Here is a 17,600-nt window from a genome sequence, read left to right as displayed (position 1 = left end):
TGACCCCATGACCGCTCAGCCGCCCACCGGACCCACCCGCGTGCCCCCGCCTCCCCGCCCCGTCCCGCCGCTGCCGCCCGGATTCCTCCAGGACGGCGCGGCAGAGGGGACGGACGCGGCGGGCCGGACGGCGGCGCCGGGCCGGACGGCCGGGACGCGACCGGGCTCCGGCCCCGGCGTCCCGGAAGGCCGGGCGGGGCTGCCGCCCGGCGCTCCAGCCCCCGACCCGCCCGGCACCTGGCTCCCCGCGAACGACGGGACCGGCCCCTACGCCGGCGGCCCCTTCGCCGCACTGCCGACGTGGCGCCCGGAGCCACGCGCCCCGTGGGCGATCGCCTGGACGGGGGTGTCGACCGCCGCCTCGGTGATGATGCTGTTCATCGGCGGGCTCTTCGGCTACTTCTCGCCGATGTTCTGCGGCTCCTGCGACCGCGCCGAGCTGGACCGCTTCGGCGTCTACTACTGGTGCTACTGGGCCGTGCTCCTCCTCGTCGCCGTCCTGGCGCTCACCGCCGCGGTACTGCCCATGCGCAAGCGGTTCGCGGTCGCCCGCGTCACCCTGGGCGCGACCGCGATGGCCCTCTCCTTCGCCGCCCCGGTGGTCTACCACCAGCTGCTGGCCACGGTCCGTTGAGCGGTGCGAGGCGGCCACCGGCCGCCCGGCCCGTCAAGATCAACCCAGGTCAGCGCGGTGCCCGCGCCCGCTGCCAGGCGGGGCTCTCCAGGAAGAAGTTGTCGAAGCGCTCCTGCGACTCAAGGATCTCGCGCGGGTCCGCGGTGCCCTTGTGGACCCGGTCCAGCAGGCGGAAGTAGTCGAAGCGCTCGATGCCGGGGGTGAGGACGATGAGGACGTCCGCCGCCGCGCCCGGTTCGGCGGCGAAGGCGTGCGGCGTCCGCGGCGGGACGAGGAGGAAATCGCCCTCGTCGGCGGTGACCACCCGCTCCCCGGTGAGCGCCTGGAGCCGTCCGCCGAGGACGAAGAACAGCTCGGCGGAGCCGGTGTGGTGGTGCGGTGCGGCGCCGTCGGCGCCGGGCGCCAGGGTGACGCGGTGGGCGCTGACCGCCCCGCCGGTGGTGTCCGCGTCGGCGAAGAGCCGCAGGGTGTTGCCGGCGCCGCCCAGCGTCTCGGCGTCGGCGTCGCGTACCAGGACCGCGTCCCGGTCGTCCGGGGTGGGCAGAGGCAGGGACATGCCCTTTCCCTTCGTCTCGTGAGGCCGACCGGTGCGGCCACCTCGTTCGAGGGGAGACAGTAAGGCGTCTAACTATCTTGTGTCGAATAGACTGAACGGGTGAGCGAGAGGGATGCCGTCGACGAGATCGTCGACCAGTGGGGTGGGGAACGGCCGGACCTGGACCTGGCGGCGCTGGGGGTCTTCGGGCGGCTGAGCCGCCTCACCCTCGTCCTCGCGCCCGCCCTGGAAGCCGTCTTCACCCGGCACGGGCTGCGACGCGGGGAGTTCGACGTCCTGGCGGCGCTGCGCCGCTCCGGGGAGCCGTACACCCTGATCCCGTCCGAACTGGCGAAGACGCTGATGCTCTCGCGCGCCGGGATGACCAACCGCCTCGACCGGCTGGAGGAGGCGGGGCTGGTGGAGCGCCGCCTCGACCCCGGTGACCGGCGCAGTTTCCGCGTCGCCCTCACCGCTCACGGGCGCGAGGTCGTGGACGCCGCCGTCACCGACCACGCCGCGAACGAGTCCCGCCTGCTGGCCGGACTCGCCCCCGCCGAACGGGCCACCCTCGACCACGCCCTGCGCGTCCTGCTCCGGGAACTGGAACGGCCCGGGGCGGGCGAGGAACCGCCCCCCGCCGGTCGGTAACGGCCCTGACCTGCCCGTACGCGGTAGGTGCCCGCCACGCGTCACACGTGGCGGGCACCTGCCGGGCATCGGCTCAGAGTGTCGGGTGCTGGGGCCGGTGGGCGCAGAGCGCCCAGATGACCCAGGCGGCCAGGGCGATCGAGATGATCGCCCAAAGGGGCTGGTAGGGCAGCCACATGAAGTTGGCGATGAGGCTGAGCGACGCCATCATCACGCCGGTGATCCGCGCCCACATCGCGTCCGTCAGCAGTCCGAGTCCGGTGATGACGGCGACGACGCCGAGCACCAGCAGCACCCAGCCCCACGCGTTCAGATCGAACCGGTACACGTACTGGTTGACGGTGGCGTAGATCGCGTCGGAGGAGAGCGCGGTGACGCCCTTGAGGATGTCGAGGATGCCACCGACCAGCAGGACGATCCCCGCGAAGACCGTGCCGCCCACCGCCCATGCGCGAGGGGTGTCCGGATCGGTGTGGTGCGGGCCGTGCTGCGGTCCGTTCTGTCCGGTCGCCGTGTGCGCCATGACCGCTCCTCTGCTCGGATACGCCCACCGTCCCGGCCCCGGTCCGCACCCACCACCCGGATGCCGCCGTTCGGGGGAATTTCCCCGCACCGGGTTTGGCCCGCCCGCCGAGCGCCTACGGGACGCCGTCCGGCAGCGACCGCACCCCGGCGCCCGGTTCCGCGGGCGCGCCCTCCCCGTACGGCACCGACCGTCCCGTACGGGGGCGTCCGCGCGGGTCAGCCGAGCGCGTCCTCCTGCACCGCCTGCCAGGCGGTGACACGGGAGGCGTCGTTGACGGTCAGGCCCTCGACCGGCGCCTTCAGGGTGGCCCGGGTGGTGAGCGGCGCGCCGTCCTGTCCGCGCAGGCCGAGGGTGAACGAGGTCGCGCGGTGCGGATGTCCGCCCCGTTCGGGCAGGAACAGCGCGGCGTACGCGGTCTCGCCCGGGTCCAGGGCGACCGCCGCGCGGGCGTCGGCGTGCGGGGCGGCGGCCACGGGTGCCTGCGCGCCAGGGTGGCCGACGGCCGGTATCCCGTAGGCGGTGCAGGCGGCGTCCGAGATGTTGGTGGCCTTCAGCAGGACCGCCGGGCGGGTGCCTCCGGCGTCCGCGAACTCCAACTCCACCTTGTCGCTGGTGCAGGCGTCGCCCACCGCCTCCTCGGTACCGTCGCGCCCGCCCGCGCCGGGCGAGGTGTTCGCCCGCCCGGCGCCGGACGCGGACGGTGATCCGGCGGACGTGGTGACGGGTGTGCCGGCGGGAGTTCCGGCGGCGGTGCCCGGCGCGGCGGGGGCTTCCCCGTCGGCGTCGCACGCCGTGGTGGCGCACACGGTCGCGCCGACGACGGCGGCCAGGACGAGGGAGCGGCGGAGGCGGAAGGGCATACGTGGTCCTCGTGGGGCTCGGCAAAGGAGCGGCGGGGGAGCGCCGTTCGCCGTCGAGAGTGACATGTTCGCGGAATACGTACTGGTGAAAGGTGGCGCGAAGGTGCGAGAGCGCCACACCTTGCCACCGGAATCCACACCGTTCCCCCGCCCGCCGCGCCGCCCCCGATACCAGCGCACCCGACGTCTTCTGACGCACCACCACCTCGCACCACCACCTCGCACCACCGCCGGAACCCCGCCTCCGCACCCCCGCGCCGGGGGCGCCCGCCACGGTCAACTCACCGGTTTCCCGCGCCTCGTGGACGGGTCCGGCAGGCCTTACGATCTGCCGAGGGTCACCGCGCCGTCACCGCAGGTGCCCCCGGCCATGACCGAGGCAGCGGCAGAGGACTACGAACATGCAGCTCCAGAGCAGGAACGACGCCGGCACCCACCGGACGGAGAGCGGCCACAGTGAGGCCGGCGGCGCCCCATGCTTCCGGGCGCCCGGGGACCTCGCGGACGCCGTCCGCTGGCGCAAGAGCAGCTACAGCGGCGGCGACTGCGTCGAAATCCTCGGCGACTTCCCCGGCATCGTCCCCGTCCGTGACTCCAAGGTGCCCGGCGGGCCCGCCCTCGTGGTGGGCACGGGCGCGTGGGGCAGGTTCGTGACGGCGGTCAAGGGCGGGACGCTCACGGTCTGAGCGGCGGCCGGACCGACGGAAACGGGCCGGGCCCGGGGGCGATACCCCGGGCCCGGCCCGTTCCTCTTCGCGGTGCGTCAGCCCGTGGCGGCTTCCGCACCCTTGCCGGACGTGGCGCCCGCGGCGGAATCCGTACCGGGCCCGGCGGCGGGCGGCACCGGCTCGTCCGTCTGCTGGCGCGGGATCGTCGGCAGCGTCTCCTTCGGGGAGAGCGCCGCCGCGAAACGGGGCCAGAAGATCAGCACGACCGGGTAGATCGCGTAACCGAGGCGGGTCGCGGGCGAGAGGACGATCGCCAGCAGCAGGCCGATCGCGAGGCGGTCGGCGGCGGCGATGACCGTCCGCGGCGGGCGGACCAGCAGCGACACCGCGACACCGACGGCGCTGACGCCGATCAGCGCGACCGTCACCGTCTTACCGATCTCCGGCATCAGCAGGACGATCAGATGGCCCAGCAGCGGGCTCTGCGCCGTGGAGTTCGCCTCGCCCATACCGAGCGGGTAGAGGATCGCGTTCTGGAGGAAGGCGTGGGGGTCGATCAGCGCCGACGGGATCGAGAACACCGCCGCGAGGCCCACCGAACCGGCCGCGCACCTGGCCGCGGCGCCCTTCCCCTTCGTCACCCACAGCAGCGCCAGCGCCACCGGGATCGCCGGCCACGCCGTCCACTTCAGCGCGGAGGCGGCACCCAGCGCCAGACCCGCGGCGCCCGGCCGGTCCCGCTGGAGGAAGGCCAGCGCCAGCACGATCAGGCCGATGACCGGCGGATCCACGCCACCGATCGTCAGCGGCAGGATGAGCACCGGGCAGGCGATCAGCCACAGGGCGCCGGTGCTCGGGGTGACCCCGCCGGGCGTCGCCAGCGGCGCCGGACCGCGGTCCTTCGTCAGGACGCGGACCGCCCACAGCACCACCGCCAGGAAACCGATCAGCGACCACAGCCGCGCGCTGGTCAGCGGGTTGTCGCCGAACAGCGCGTCCGGTATCCCGAACAGCGACATCCCCGGCAGATACGGGTTGAACTGCGGAACGGTGTGCGGATCCGCGTTGTACGGCGTCCCGGACTCCAGGAGCAGCTTCGCGCCGCGCTGGATGACACCGACCTCCATCTGCTCCTTGTCGATCACCGTCAGGTAGATCAGCGGCACCAGCCCCGCGCCGACGACCGAGACGATCGCGGGCCACCGGCCCCAGCGGCGCACCGAGCAGGCGGCGATGACCGCGGCGACGGCGTACCCGACGGCGCTGCACAGTCCCCATGCCTGCTGCGAGGTGTCGGGCGGCGAAGCCAGCCCGACGCCGAGACCCGCGATGGCGCAGCCCGCGAGGACCGGCCAGTCCCAGCGCCACCCGCCACGGCGGGTGGGGACCGCCGTGCCGTCGGCGTGCGTGGTGTCCGTGGCCATCAGTGACCCGCCTCTCGGCGGGGCCGGAGGCCGGGAGCGGGCGGGACGGGCCGGGCGGCTCGGCGGACGCGGGGCAGGCGTATGCCGAGTGGGGGGAGAGGGAGGGTCATACCGCAACTATAAGCGCCAAGTATACATAATGTGTATACGCTTGGTGTAGAGCCATGAACCGGACAAAAATCCGATCGCTCCAGGCCCGCGTCGTCGTCCCGCACCCGATTGCACCACGCGGTGACGGGCGGGCGCCATGTGAGAGTCGTCATGTCCGCGACGCGGCGTCCGAGGTGTCCGGAAAGCGCCGAACGCCGTCGGTGGACAGCGTCCTCTCGCAGGGAGGGGAGGACATCCCCCGCCGTGTCCCCGTCCCTGCGAGAGTGACGCTCGCCTCGTTAACGCGAAAGCGCTCGCGTTAATGTGTCACGGACGATACGCGGCATGAACCCACACTGCAATACGGAGTCGCTGTGACCCCAGCGCACCACCCACCCGGAGGGGCCCGCCCCGGTGGACGCACCGCACGCACCCGCGCCGCCGTACTCGACGCCGTCCAGGCCGAGTTGAGCGAAGGCGGCTTCGCCGCGCTGTCCATGGAGCGCATCGCCCAGCGCTCCGGAATTCACCTGGCGACGCTCTACCGGCGCTGGCGCACCGTCGAAGGGCTCGTCTGCGATCTGCTCCTGGAGGCGTCCACCGCCATCCCGCTGCCCGACACCGGCAGCCTCGCCGAGGACCTGCGGCTGCTCTGCCGCCGCATCGGCACCTTCTACGCCGCCGCCCCCATGCGCCGCCTCATCGAAGCCGTCGTCTCCTCCGCCGCCCGCGACGCCCAGGCCGACACCGTGCTCGCGGACTTCTTCCACGACCGGCTCCGGCTCTCCGGCGGTCTGGTGCGGCGCGCCGTCGAACGCGGCGAGGTCCCCGCCGACACCGACCCCGAGGCCGTGATGTCCGCCGTCGGCGCGCCCTTCTACTACCGCATCCTCATCGCCCGGCAGGCCGTCGACGCCGACCTCGCCGAGTCCACCGCCACCGCGGTCTGGGCCGCGGTCCGGGCGGGCGCCTACCGCACCCCGGCCGCGGCGACCGCCGCCGGCCCGGCACCCGGGGCCCGTACGGACTGACGCGCGCGGCGGACGGGCGCACCCTGGAGGGAGAGCAGACCCTCCGGAGGTGAACGTCATGACGGTGAACACCGTGGTCGGCTGGCACATCGAGATGGAGTTCCAGGAGGACACCCACCGCACCCGCGCCGCGGCGCTGGTCCGGCTCCCGGACGGCCAGGAGATGCGGGCGCACGGCTACGCCAGCCGCCACCCGGCCGACTCCAACCAACCGCGCGTCGGCGAGGAGGTCGCCGCCGCCCGAGCCCTCAACGAACTGGCGATGCGACTGCTGACCAAGGCCCACGACGAGATCGACCAGGCGTCCGGCCGGACGTCGTACCCGCTGTCCGTCTGAACCGGTCCGTCCGGACGCCGTCCGTCCAGCGCGGTACGCCTGACAGCGGGCCGCCCGCACACGGCTCGGCCGCACGGGGACCGGGCGGCTCCGGTCCGTCCGGACGTGGCCGCGCCGGGCGGCGCCCACGCGGGTGGCGCCCGCCACATGCCACGGCCGGTGGCCCCCGGCGTACGGGGCCACCGGCCGTGGCACGGGCGGTACGCGCGGGTCAGCCGCGGAGCTCGGCCATCCACGCCTCGACATCCGCGGAGCGGCGCGGCAGGGCGGCGGAGAGGTTCCGGTTGCCGTCGTCCGTGACGAGGATGTCGTCCTCGATCCGGACGCCGATCCCGCGGTACTCCTCGGGGACGGTCACGTCGTCCGCCTGGAAGTACAGACCGGGCTCGACGGTCAGCACCATGCCGGGCTCCAGCGTGCCGTCGACGTACGCCTCGGTGCGGGCCGCGGCGCAGTCGTGGACGTCCAGACCGAGCATGTGACCGGTGCCGTGCAGCGTCCAGCGGCGCTGCAGGCCCAGTTCCAGGACCCGCTCGGCCGGGCCCTCGACGAGCCCCCACTCGACCAGCTTCTGCGCCAGCACGCGCTGCGCGGCGTCGTGGAAGTCGCGGAAGTTCGCCCCCGGCTTCACCGCGGCGATACCGGCCTCCTGCGCCTCGTACACCGCGTCGTAGATCTTGCGCTGGAGGTCGGTGTAGCGGCCGTTGATCGGCAGGGTGCGGGTGACGTCCGCGGTGTAGAGGGTGTTGGTCTCCACACCGGCGTCGAGCAGCAGCAGGTCACCGGAGCGGACCGGGCCGTTGTTACGGACCCAGTGCAGCGTGGTGGCGTGCGGACCGGCGGCGCAGATCGAGCCGTAGCCGACGTCGTTGCCCTCGACGCGGGCGCGCAGGAAGAACGTGCCCTCGATGTACCGCTCGGAGGTCGCCTCGGCCTTGTCCAGGACCTTCACGACGTCCTCGAAGCCGCGGACCGTCGAGTCGACGGCCTTCTGCAGCTCGCCGATCTCGAACTCGTCCTTCACCACACGCGCCTCGGAGAGGTACACGCGCAGCTCCTCGTCCCGCTCCGCGGTGACCTTGTCGCGCAGCGCCGCCTCGATACCGGCGTCGTGGCCGCGGACGACACGGACCGGGCCGGTCGCCCCGGTCAGCGCGGCGGCGAGCTCGCGGACGTCCTTGCAGGCGACGCCGAGCAGCGCCTCGGCCTCGGTCAGGCTGTGCCGGCGGCCGACCCACAGCTCGCCCATGCCGTCGAGCCAGAACTCGCCGTTCTCCCGGTTGGAGCGGGGCAGCCGGTGGATCGTCGCGTCGTGGCCGCCCTCGCGGGGCTCCAGGACCAGGACACTGTCCTCGGTCCGGTCACCGGTGAGGTGGACGTACTCCGTCGATGCGCGGAAGTCGTACTCGGTGTCGTTCGAGCGGGTCTTGAGGTTGCCCGCCGGGATCACCAGCCGCTCGCCGGGGAAGCGCGCGGAGAGCGCGGCGCGGCGGCGCGCGGCGTTCGGCGCCTGCGCGATCGGCTTCAGGTCGCGCAGCTCGGTGTCGGCCCAGCCGCTCTGCATGTTCGCGGCGAGCTCATCCGAAACGCCCGGGTACAGGCCGTTCTTGCGCTGCTTGATCGGCTGCTCGTCCTCGTCCGGGGTCTCCGGGGTGAGCTCGTCCGTCACGGTGCCTCCTAGTTAAGACTGAACCGCACTCCATCGTATGTGCGAACCGAAAACGGTCCAGAGGGCGAAAGGTGTGACGTCCCAGGCACTTCGGCCTTGAGGTGTGGGGGTGGGCGGGAGCCCGGCGCGGCCGGGGCGCGCCGGGCTCCCACCGGCATACGGAGGGCAGGGGCCGGCGCGGCCGGCGCGGGGCCGGTCCAGCAGGCGTACGGGTTCGGGGCCGGGCGCGCGCCCGTCGGCGCGCGCCCCGGCTCACGCCTCGAAGCGGGCGGCGAGCAGGACGACGTCCTCCGGGGAGGCCGGATCGTCGAGCCCCTGGGGCAGCAGGCGGCCGAGGATGTGGTCGACGAGCGCCTCCGGGTCCTGCCGGGCTTCCCGGGGCGCTCCGGCGGCGACCGCGCGCAGCCGGGCGAAGGCCCGGTCCGCGCAGTCGCCGGTACGGCGCAGCAGCCCGTCGCTGTAGAGCAGCAGCGTCTCGCCGGGCGCCGGTTCGATCTCCACGCTCGGCGCCTCCCAGCAGGCCAGCATCGTCAGCGGCGCGGAGAGCGAGGTCTCCACGAACTCGGTGCGCAGCTCCCCGGTGAGCAGCGGCGGGCAGTGCCCGGCCCCGGCGACGGTGAGCGTGCGCGGGAACGTTCCGCCGGAAGCGGCCGCCACCGGGCCGTCCGGCGCACCCGAGGGCGCGCCGCCCGTACCGGACGCGCCGCCCGGCGCCTCGGTGAAGGCGAACAGCACGGTGGCGGAGCGGTCCGGTTCGGTCAGCCGCAGCAGCAGCTCCAGATCGGAGAGGACGGCGACCGGATCCTCGCCCTCCATCACCGCGTACGCGCGCAGCGACGCCCGCAGCCGCCCCATCGCGGCGACCGCGTCGGGACCGGAACCGGAGACCGTACCGACGGCCAGCCCGAGGGCCCCGTCCGGCAGCGGCAACGCGTCGAACCAGTCACCGCCGCCGCGCGGCCCGGCGCTGTGCCGCACCGCCAGCCGGATGCCGGGCACCCGGGGCAGCCGGTGCGGCAACAGCCCCGCGGTGAGCGCCGCCGTGGCGTGCCGCTGCCGGTGCAGCTCCAGGAGCCGGGCCAGATGCTCGGCGGCGTACGCGCGGTAGAGCCCCAGCAGATGGCGGCGGTGGTCGTCCGGCCCGGCCGGTTCGTCGTAGAGCCAGACGGCGACGCCGAGCCGTCCGACGGGCGCCGCGTCGAACGGCACCGCGTAGCTCGCGGCGTACCCGATCCGCGTCGCGACCTCCCGCACCCGCGGATCGAGCTCCGCCGCCCCGAGCACATCGGGCTCGGCGATCCCCGGGCACGCCGGAACGCCGGGGAACTCCGCGTCCACCGGGGGAGCCGCCTGCCCGAGGGCGCCCCCGCCGTCCGCGGGCGGCGGGGACGAGGGCGTTACGGGCCCGGTGCCGGTGCGGTGCGGACCGCCGGGCGCGGCATCGGGGACGGCCCCGGCATCAGGGGCGTGCGAGGTCTCGCCGTGCGCCGGGGGCGCGGCGTCCGGCCGGACGGCGGTCCCGGTGGCGGAGCCGTACGGGCCGGCTGCCGGGGGCTCGGGCTCCGGACCGTCGGCGGACCCGTACGGGCCGGGCTCCGGGCGCGCGGGCCGCGGCCCGGCGGCGGGCTCCGGCAGGCCGTCGAGGAGGCGGCCGTACGCCAGCGCGGAGCGCGGGACCGTTTCGAGGTGGCCCAGCTCGGCACGGCCGAGTCCGAGGCCGACGGTGGTGACGGGTCCGAGCCCGTCGGCCGGTTCCAGGACGAACAGGCCCCGGGGCGCGCCGACGAGAGCGGCACCGGCCCGCAGCACCTCATGGAGCGCCGCGTCCAGCGTCCGGGTGCGCGTGAGGCGTTCGGTGAGGTCGTGGAGGGTCGTCAGCCCGGAGATCCAGCCCGCGAGGCGGTCCTGGACGACGGCGATCCGGTCGAGCGGCGTGGCCTCGGTGGGGGAGTCCGGGGCGGCGGTAGCGGGTGCCTCGGGGGCCTGCGCCTGCGGCGCCGCGTCGGCGGCGGAGGCGTGCCCGACGGCCGCGGGCGCCGCAGCGGCGGCGGCAGTGTGCGTGTGCCCGGAAGAAGAAGGATCGATTCCGGCCACTTTCGGGATGTGGGAGGCGCTCACGAGCGGCGGCGTCCGACGGATCGGATATTTACCCAGCTCAGTGCCGGTAGGGGTGGGAAGTGAAGGCTTTTGTTGAGCGATTTTGTGCGGCTTCGCCGCTCCGCCGCTGCCTGGAATAGCATCGCAAACCCCCATATCGTGCCGCTCAGCTCTCCGCGCCTCCACATCTACACGCACCGGAGATGTGATGTCCAGCACTGTTCGGCGAGGGTTTGTCGCCGCTTTTCCCTCCCCCCGTTTGGCCTGAAAAGGGCCCCGCGTAAGGCGATTTGAGGTCGACTGGCCGCGATCGGCAGCGCGTCATATGCACGATGGCGGGTACGTACTCCGAGAGATGCGGGGCCAGTTGGGGCCGCACCGGAACCCACCGGCAGGCACGGGCGTCATTACGGACGACGACCGCGACGCACCCACAAGTGGCGAGATCGCACCACCGCACCGCAGGCGCCCCGGCGCGCCACCTCCCGCCACGTTCCACGCTCGGCGTACGGCGTGATGCGCTGCCCCTTCGACCACGCGGTGACCACAGCTCCACGTGGCGCGACCGGCCCCGGGCAGGGTGACCGGCCCGCACCACGCGCCGCGCAGCGGGATGAACCGGCATGTAGTGCGATGGACGCAACCCTCGGCGTTAACGAAAGGAACGAGCGCTCATGCGCGAGATCCTCGGAAGGCGACGCAAGTACCTGTTCCGGCGCACCGGGAAGTCGGCCCTGATCGGCGCGGCGCTCCACTGCGCCACCGAGTGGCAGTGGCCGGTGGTGCCCGGCGTACGGCTCCGCTCCGGTGACCGGGCCCCCGGCACCCGGCCCGGACGCGGCGACCGCGCGGCCCCCCGGTGCAGCTGCCCCGACGCCGGGTGCGTCGTACCGGGCGCGCACCCCTTCGAGCCCGGCCTGCTCGCGGCCACCACCGACGCCCGCATGGTCCGCTGGTGGTGGACGAACCGCCCCGACGCCCCGGTCATCCTCGCCACCGGTGGCCGCGCGCCGTGCGCGGTGAGCCTCCCGGCCACCGCCGGCGCGCGGGCGCTGGCCGCCCTGGACCACTTCGGCGTCCGCCTCGGCCCGGTGATCGCCACCCCCACCCGCGTCGCGCTGCTCGTCAGGCCGTACGACCTCGCGGAGTTGGGGGAGCTGCTGTACTCCCGGGACGAGGTGCCCAGCTCACTGCGGTTCCACGGCGACGGCGGCTATCTGGTGCTGCCCCCTTCGCAGACCGGCGCCGGCCCGGTCCGGTGGGAGCGCGCCCCCGCCGCCACCTCCGACGCCCCCTGGCTCCCGGACGTCACCACCGTCGTCGACGCCCTGGTCACCGCGAGCACCCGCACCCCGGACGGCAGCCGCCTCGCCTACTGAGGAGCGGCGGCCCCCTCGCCCCGGGCGGTACGGAACGGGGCGCCGGGGCAGCTTCGGCGACCCGCCGGGGAAATCACCCGGACGGCCCAGCGGTACGCCCTGAAATCCCGGCGCCCGGACGACGGCTGGCGCCGCGTCACCTCTCCGACGGCCGGGGCCGCGCCGCCGGGACGCGCCCCGGCCCCGGACCCGGCCGCGCGCCCGCACGCAGCCGTGCGCGGTCCGGGTCAACTGCATGGAACCCGGCGGCCGTTCGGGGCCTCACACGGGCGCTGAGAGTGCCGCACGGGCCGTACGCGGCGGGCCCGGCAGGGCGGCGACGGCGGGGGCGCCGGAGGCCGAACGTGGAGGTCGGGGGCGCGAGGGGCGGCGGGGACGGGACACCCGGCCGCGGACATGGAAACGCCCGGTCGCTGGCGACGGGGGATGCACCAGCGACCGGGCTCCCAGAACCGTAACAAGAGATCGGCGGTTCGCAAATTCGATCGCGGTATTCCGGACGCCTCTTTACCCGTAAGTAGAGGGTGTTGTGACAGGAGTCACGTCGGAGGCGTCCGGGGCGGTCACTGTCAGCTGAGCGTCACCTGACGGTTGGTGAGACCGCCGCGCGCCCGGCGCTCCTCCGAGGTCAGCGGCGTCTCGTCGGCGAGCGCCTTCGCCAGCCGCTCACCGAACGCGACCGCCGGCGCCGTGACGTCCTCGGCGCTCATCGACGACGGCAGGTCCCACACCGGGACGACCAGTCCGTGGGCGCGGAACGAGCCGACCAGCCGGGTGTCCTCGCCGAGCGACGACTCCCCGGCGGCGTGCAGCCGGGCGAGCGCGTCCAGCAGCCGCTCCTCGGGGTGTGCGGTGACCCAGCGCAGGTGGTTCTTGCCGGGCGCCTCGCACCAGTACGCACCCTCCAGACCGGCGATCCGGGCGGTGGGCAGCGCGGCGGCGTTCGCCCGCTCCAGGGACGCGGCGACCTCACCGGTGGCCTGGTCGGCGTTCTCCACCCAGAACTCGAACCCGGTGTGCACCTCCGGCTCGAAAGGCGCACCGGTGTCCAGCAGATCCTGAAGGCGCGGGCCGTCGGCCTCGGGCCGCCCGGCGGTCACCGGGGTGCCCGGCTCGGCGGCCAGCGCCCGCCGCAGGGTGTCGGCGAGGTCGCGGCTCAGGTCGCCCGAGGACGTGTCGTTCTGCAGCCCGAGCAGGACCGAACCGTCGTCCCGGCGCAGCGCGGGCCACGCCATCGGCAGCACCGTCGCCAGCGTCACCGACGGCACACCCTCGGGCAGCCCGTCCTTGAGCGTCAGCGGGACGGTCGCGGCGGGCACCAGCTCGCGCAACGCGACCCAGTCGCACTCACCGGGCAGACCCTCGAACGGGCGCCGCACCAGCTCGGTGACGGCCTGTGCCGCGCTCCGGCCGTGACATGCCTTGTAGCGGCGGCCGGAACCGCACGGGCAGGGCTCCCGGGCACCGACGACCGGCACCGGCCCGTCATGGGTGGGACGTGCGGTGGCCTGGGGCTGGGGGCGGCGCTTCTTGGCCATGGCGGCGGTGTCTCCTGGTCGATCCGGTGCGTGTGGACGCGTATCGGCGCGAGCCTAGAGGAGTACGCGCGCGGGCGCGCAGGCCGAGGGCGCACCACGTCGCATGCCGCGCGAAAGGGATGTACGGGAATGCCGAAGGGACGCCGTACGGGCGGAGCGCGGTGTGGCCGGATCCGGGGGTACGGGGTGTGCCCCGAGGCCGGGTGGTCCCACGACCGGCACCCGGGCCACAGGACGTCGCGGGGACGCGGTGCGCGCGCCCGAGGGCCGCCGGGGACAGCTCGGCTCAGCGTGGCGGCAGCGGGTCGTCGAGGTCCGGGAAGCCGGAGAGGTCGGTGAGGTCCGTCAGCTCCGGGAGGCCGGACAGGGGCGCCGGGGCGGGGAGAGCCGGGCGTGCGGCCTCAGGGGCCGGGGCGCCGGCGGGGACGGGGGCCGCAGCCGCCGACGTCAGGGCGACGCGGTCGGCGAAGGCGTCCCGCAGGGACAGCTCGGCCCAGACCGTGGTCTCGCCCTCGATCACCTGGCGCACACCCCAGTCGAGGGAGAGGGAACGGATGATGGCGAGCCCCCGGCCGCCGCGTGCGGTGACCGACGGCGTGGAGGGGCGGGGACGGGTCGGCCCGCCGCCGTCGGTGACCGCGACCGTCAGCCGCTCCCGGTCGTCCACCCGCCAGGAGGCGAGCACCGACTCCGCCTCGGGCGGCGTCCCGCCGTGGTGGCCGTCCCCGGGCGCGTACGCGGCGCCGTCGTGGCACGGCCCGTACGCGGCGCCCGGGGAAGCGGCCTCGTACGTCGTGTCCGGGCGTCCGTGGCCGTCGCGGGCGGCGTCCGGCAGGTGCTTCGCGGTCAGCGGGCGGGCGTGCCGGCAGGCGTTGCTCAGCAGCTCGGACAGGACCAGCGCGGCATCATCGATGACCGTGTCCGGAATTCCCCTTGCCGACAGCTCGCCGCGCATGCGCCGCCTTGCCATACCCACGCCCGCCGGACCATGGGGTACGGCCATGATCGACGACGTCGGCACCTCCTGCGCCACCATCAACGCCACCCCCGAGACCTCCTTTGCCCCACGCCACGGGATGAATTCCCCAATGGACTGGACCGGAAACCGGCCACGTACCGGGCAGTGACGCATCCGACATGTGGTCCTACAGGGCGCAGGCGCGGGCGCACGCGCGGTAAGGGCGGCTACCCCAGGCCGAGCTGGGTTCGTACCTGTTTCGGGCGGTTCGTGATGACCGCGTCCACGCCGAGATCGCGGCAGAGCGCGACGTCCTCGGGCTCGTTGACGGTCCATACGTGGACACGGTGGCCGACGCGGTGGGCGCGGGCGACGTACTCCGGGTGGGCCCGCAGGATGCGGATACCGGGGCCGGCGATCGAGACGCCGGGCGGCAGCCGCCCGTCGCGGTGGCGCGGGGTGAGGAACTGCATCAGGTACACCGACGGGATCTCCGGCGCCGCGGCCCGTACCCGGTGCAGCGAACGGGCCGAGAAGCTCATCACCCGGATCGCGGGCGACTCCGCCGCCGGGCGTCCGGGGCGGGCGGTGTGCCCGAAGCGGTCGAGGAGGGTGACCAGCCGCTCCTCCACCTGTCCGGCCCAGCGGGTGGGGTGTTTGGTCTCGACGGCCAGCTCCACGCGCCGGTCGGCGTCCGCGACCAGTTCCAGGAGCCGCTCCAGGGTCAGGACACCCGTCCGCTCCGGGTCCGCGTACCGCCGGTCCGGCGCCTCCGGCTCGTCCGCCGCCGCCTTCCAGGAGCCGAAGTCGAGGGTGGCGAGGTCGGCCAGCTCCAGGGCGGAGACGGCGCCGCGCCCGTTGGACGTGCGGTTCACCCGGCGGTCGTGCACACAGACGAGGTGGCCGTCCGCGGTGAGCCGGACATCGCACTCCAGGGCGTCCGCACCGTCCTCGATGGCCTTCCGGTACGCCGCGAGCGTGTGCTCCGGGGCGTCCTCGGACGCGCCCCGGTGGGCGACGACGGACGGGGCGGGGCGGTCCGGACGGGCGTCCTGGGCGGGGCGTACACAGTTCACCGCGTTATCGTGCCATCCGCCGTCCCGGGGCCGCCCCGCGTTGTCCGGGGACGGCTACCGGGGATGCGCCATCGGGGCCCGGCATCAAGGATGGGGACGGTCACAGCCTCGCCTTACGGTGCGCTGACGCACGGTGGGAAAGGCTGAGCCGAGGTCGTCCGTCCGGGCCGGGACTCGCCCGGGTCACCGGGATCCGGAATCCTGGAGCCCGGTCCGCGGTCCGCAAGGCACGTCCCCGGCACCGAGGACCGGAACGTCCGGCCACCCGGAGCCCGGCCCCGTACCGCGGCGGACCGGAGCGCGCAGGAGGCGCCCCGGCCGAGCGGGCCTCCCGGGGCGGGCCGGCACAGTCGTGAGCGAGGAGAGAGCTGTGAGCACCGAGAACGAGGGCGCTTCCGTCCCGCCGGAGGCCGAGCCGCAAGCGGCGCCCCAGGCGTCGGACGGCGCACCCACGTCCGCCGCCCCGGCCGCCCCGCAGGCCCCGGGCACCCCGCCCCCGCCCGCGGCGCCCCCCGCCCCCGGCCACGCCCCGGGCACGGCGGGGGCGCCCGCCCCGGGCGGAGAGCCCACGGCTCCGGCGCCCGGTGCCGGACCCGTGCCTTCCGGGCCCGCCGTCTCCGGGCAGCAACCGCCGCACGGACCGCACGCCGGTACGCCGGGACCCGGCGCACCCGGTCCGGGCGCCCCCGGCGCGTACGGCGCCGCGGGCGCCCCCGGTGGTGAGCCGACCACCCAGCTGCCCCCGTACGGCGGCGGTGGCTGGGGCGGACAGCAGCCCCCGTACGGCGGTGGCGGTGACGGCTGGGGCGCCCCGCCCCCGCCCCGCCGGCGCAACGGCGGTCTGGTCGCCGCGGTGCTGGTCGCCGCGCTGGTCGCGGGCGGTGTCGGCGGCGGTATCGGCTTCTGGGCCGCGGGCCGCGACGACCACACCTCGACGACGGTCTCCGCGTCCGGTGACGCCGGGGCGCTCAACCGCAAGCCCACCTCCGTCGCCGGGATAGCGCAGAAGGCACTGCCCAGCGTCGTCACCATCGAGGCGCAGGGCGTCACCGGCGAGGGCGGCACCGGCACCGGCTTCGTCTACGACAAGCAGGGCCACATCCTCACCAACAACCACGTCGTCGCCAGCGCCGCCGACGGCGGCAAGCTCACCGCGACGTTCTCCGACGGCAAGAAGTACGCCGCCGAGGTCGTCGGCCGGGCCCAGGGCTACGACGTCGCCGTCATCAAGCTGAAGAACGCCTCGGGCGCCAAGCTCGACCCGCTGCCGCTCGGCAAGTCCTCCGACGTACAGGTCGGCGACGCCACCATCGCCATCGGCGCCCCCTTCGGCCTCTCCGGCACCGTCACCACCGGCATCATCAGCGCCAAGGACCGCCCGGTCGCCTCCAGCGACGGCGGCGGCTCCAGCGCCTCGTACATGAGCGCCCTGCAGACCGACGCGTCCATCAACCCCGGCAACTCCGGCGGCCCCCTGATGGACGCCGGCGGCAACGTCATCGGCATCAACTCCGCCATCCAGTCGGCCGGCAACGGCGGCATGGGCGGCGAGGGCGAACAGTCCGGCAGCATCGGCCTGGGCTTCGCCATCCCCATCGACCAGGCCCGCCGCGTCGCCCAGGACCTGATCCGTACGGGCCGGCCGGTCTACCCCCAGATCGGCGTCCAGGTCTCCATGAAGGACACCGGCAACGGCGCGACCATCGCCGAAACCGGCAACGGCGGCTCCGACTCCGTCACCCCGAACGGCCCGGCGGACCGCGCGGGCCTGCGCCCCGGCGACACGATCACCAAGCTCGACGACACCGTCATCGACAGCGGCCCCACCCTGATCAGCGAGATCTGGCAGCACAAGCCCGGCGACAAGATCACCCTGACCTTCCAGCGCGACGGCAAGGAGCACACCGCCGAAGTCAACCTGGGCCAGCGCACAGGAGACAAGTGACGCGCTACCCTGACCCCGCGGCACCGCCCCGGCGCTGCCGCGGGGAGGCTTGCCCGAGCGGCCTAAGGGAACAGTCTTGAAAACTGTCGTGAGGTGATCCCTCACCGTGGGTTCAAATCCCACAGCCTCCGCAGAGGTCAGCGAAGTAGCTGGTCAGAAGGGGTGCCCGAGTGGATCGGGCG

The 17,600-nt window shown here is 74.5% G+C and carries 16 protein-coding genes and 1 tRNA gene; 8 read left to right on the top strand and 9 right to left on the bottom strand.

Annotated elements, in window-relative coordinates:
* The first annotated feature begins 7 nt into the window (after positions 1–7).
* On the top strand, positions 8–634 hold the full coding sequence (locus tag ACZ4M8_RS18965; protein ID WP_467608736.1) for a hypothetical protein: 627 nt from the start codon (positions 8–10) through the stop codon (positions 632–634).
* Between the two features lie 49 nt (positions 635–683).
* Here ACZ4M8_RS18965 and ACZ4M8_RS18960 read toward each other — a convergent pair whose 3' ends face one another.
* A complete protein-coding gene (locus tag ACZ4M8_RS18960) occupies positions 684–1,190 on the bottom strand; it encodes a cupin domain-containing protein (protein WP_467608733.1) in 507 nt (168 codons plus the stop codon).
* A 99-nt stretch (positions 1,191–1,289) separates the two neighbouring features.
* Between ACZ4M8_RS18960 and ACZ4M8_RS18955 the strand changes: the two genes are divergently transcribed.
* Positions 1,290–1,820, top strand: coding sequence for a MarR family winged helix-turn-helix transcriptional regulator (locus tag ACZ4M8_RS18955; protein WP_467608730.1), 531 nt, complete (start codon positions 1,290–1,292; stop codon positions 1,818–1,820).
* Between the two features lie 73 nt (positions 1,821–1,893).
* On the opposite strand, the gene ACZ4M8_RS18950 is transcribed toward ACZ4M8_RS18955, so the two are convergent.
* Together ACZ4M8_RS18950 and ACZ4M8_RS18945 are read right to left on the bottom strand one after the other, a co-directional pair.
* Positions 1,894–2,343, bottom strand: a complete 450-nt coding sequence (locus ACZ4M8_RS18950; protein ID WP_467608727.1) for a DUF7144 family membrane protein — start codon at positions 2,341–2,343, stop codon at positions 1,894–1,896.
* 218 nt (positions 2,344–2,561) lie between these two features.
* Positions 2,562–3,206, bottom strand: a complete 645-nt coding sequence (locus ACZ4M8_RS18945; protein ID WP_467608724.1) for a DUF4232 domain-containing protein — start codon at positions 3,204–3,206, stop codon at positions 2,562–2,564.
* 401 nt (positions 3,207–3,607) lie between these two features.
* On the opposite strand from ACZ4M8_RS18945, the gene ACZ4M8_RS18940 reads away from it, so the two are divergent.
* Positions 3,608–3,892: a DUF397 domain-containing protein gene (locus ACZ4M8_RS18940; RefSeq protein WP_467608722.1), complete on the top strand. Its 285-nt coding sequence runs from the start codon at positions 3,608–3,610 to the stop codon at positions 3,890–3,892.
* Positions 3,893–3,969: 77 nt separating this feature from the next.
* Here ACZ4M8_RS18940 and ACZ4M8_RS18935 read toward each other — a convergent pair whose 3' ends face one another.
* Positions 3,970–5,298: a glycosyltransferase family 87 protein gene (locus ACZ4M8_RS18935; RefSeq protein WP_467608719.1), complete on the bottom strand. Its 1,329-nt coding sequence runs from the start codon at positions 5,296–5,298 to the stop codon at positions 3,970–3,972.
* Between the two features lie 464 nt (positions 5,299–5,762).
* On the opposite strand from ACZ4M8_RS18935, the gene ACZ4M8_RS18930 reads away from it, so the two are divergent.
* Both ACZ4M8_RS18930 and ACZ4M8_RS18925 read left to right on the top strand, forming a co-directional pair.
* Positions 5,763–6,419: a TetR/AcrR family transcriptional regulator gene (locus ACZ4M8_RS18930; protein ID WP_467608716.1), complete on the top strand. Its 657-nt coding sequence runs from the start codon at positions 5,763–5,765 to the stop codon at positions 6,417–6,419.
* Positions 6,420–6,477: 58 nt separating this feature from the next.
* Positions 6,478–6,756, top strand: coding sequence for a DUF1876 domain-containing protein (locus ACZ4M8_RS18925; protein WP_467608713.1), 279 nt, complete (start codon positions 6,478–6,480; stop codon positions 6,754–6,756).
* A 211-nt stretch (positions 6,757–6,967) separates the two neighbouring features.
* On the opposite strand, the gene ACZ4M8_RS18920 is transcribed toward ACZ4M8_RS18925, so the two are convergent.
* Positions 6,968–8,425 (bottom strand): aminopeptidase P family protein, encoded by a 1,458-nt coding sequence (locus tag ACZ4M8_RS18920; protein WP_467608711.1) that lies wholly within the window; start codon positions 8,423–8,425, stop codon positions 6,968–6,970.
* Positions 8,426–8,677: 252 nt separating this feature from the next.
* Entirely contained in the window at positions 8,678–10,543 is a 1,866-nt protein-coding gene (locus ACZ4M8_RS18915) for a PP2C family protein-serine/threonine phosphatase (protein WP_467608708.1), read from the bottom strand.
* A 653-nt stretch (positions 10,544–11,196) separates the two neighbouring features.
* On the opposite strand from ACZ4M8_RS18915, the gene ACZ4M8_RS18910 reads away from it, so the two are divergent.
* Complete coding sequence (locus ACZ4M8_RS18910) at positions 11,197–11,901, top strand: bifunctional DNA primase/polymerase (protein WP_467608705.1); 705 nt, start codon at positions 11,197–11,199, stop codon at positions 11,899–11,901.
* Positions 11,902–12,470: 569 nt separating this feature from the next.
* On the opposite strand, the gene ACZ4M8_RS18905 is transcribed toward ACZ4M8_RS18910, so the two are convergent.
* The 3 genes from ACZ4M8_RS18905 to ACZ4M8_RS18895 form a co-directional block, all read right to left on the bottom strand.
* The gene (locus ACZ4M8_RS18905; RefSeq protein ID WP_467608700.1) at positions 12,471–13,439 is read right to left on the bottom strand and encodes a DUF5926 family protein; all 969 of its coding nucleotides are present in this window, start codon (positions 13,437–13,439) and stop codon (positions 12,471–12,473) included.
* A 286-nt stretch (positions 13,440–13,725) separates the two neighbouring features.
* Positions 13,726–14,475 (bottom strand): ATP-binding protein, encoded by a 750-nt coding sequence (locus tag ACZ4M8_RS18900; RefSeq protein WP_467609158.1) that lies wholly within the window; start codon positions 14,473–14,475, stop codon positions 13,726–13,728.
* Between the two features lie 149 nt (positions 14,476–14,624).
* Entirely contained in the window at positions 14,625–15,473 is an 849-nt protein-coding gene (locus ACZ4M8_RS18895; protein WP_467608697.1) for a glycerophosphodiester phosphodiesterase, read from the bottom strand.
* Positions 15,474–15,843: 370 nt separating this feature from the next.
* On the opposite strand from ACZ4M8_RS18895, the gene ACZ4M8_RS18890 reads away from it, so the two are divergent.
* Together ACZ4M8_RS18890 and ACZ4M8_RS18885 are read left to right on the top strand one after the other, a co-directional pair.
* On the top strand, positions 15,844–17,418 hold the full coding sequence (locus tag ACZ4M8_RS18890; RefSeq protein WP_467608695.1) for a S1C family serine protease: 1,575 nt from the start codon (positions 15,844–15,846) through the stop codon (positions 17,416–17,418).
* A gap of 43 nt (positions 17,419–17,461) precedes the next feature.
* Positions 17,462–17,549 (top strand) — tRNA-Ser (locus ACZ4M8_RS18885).
* Positions 17,550–17,600: the final 51 nt, after the last annotated feature.

Source organism: Streptomyces sp. NPDC027185 (assembly GCF_055567035.1).
This window is presented reverse-complemented; position numbering and strand designations above follow the sequence as displayed.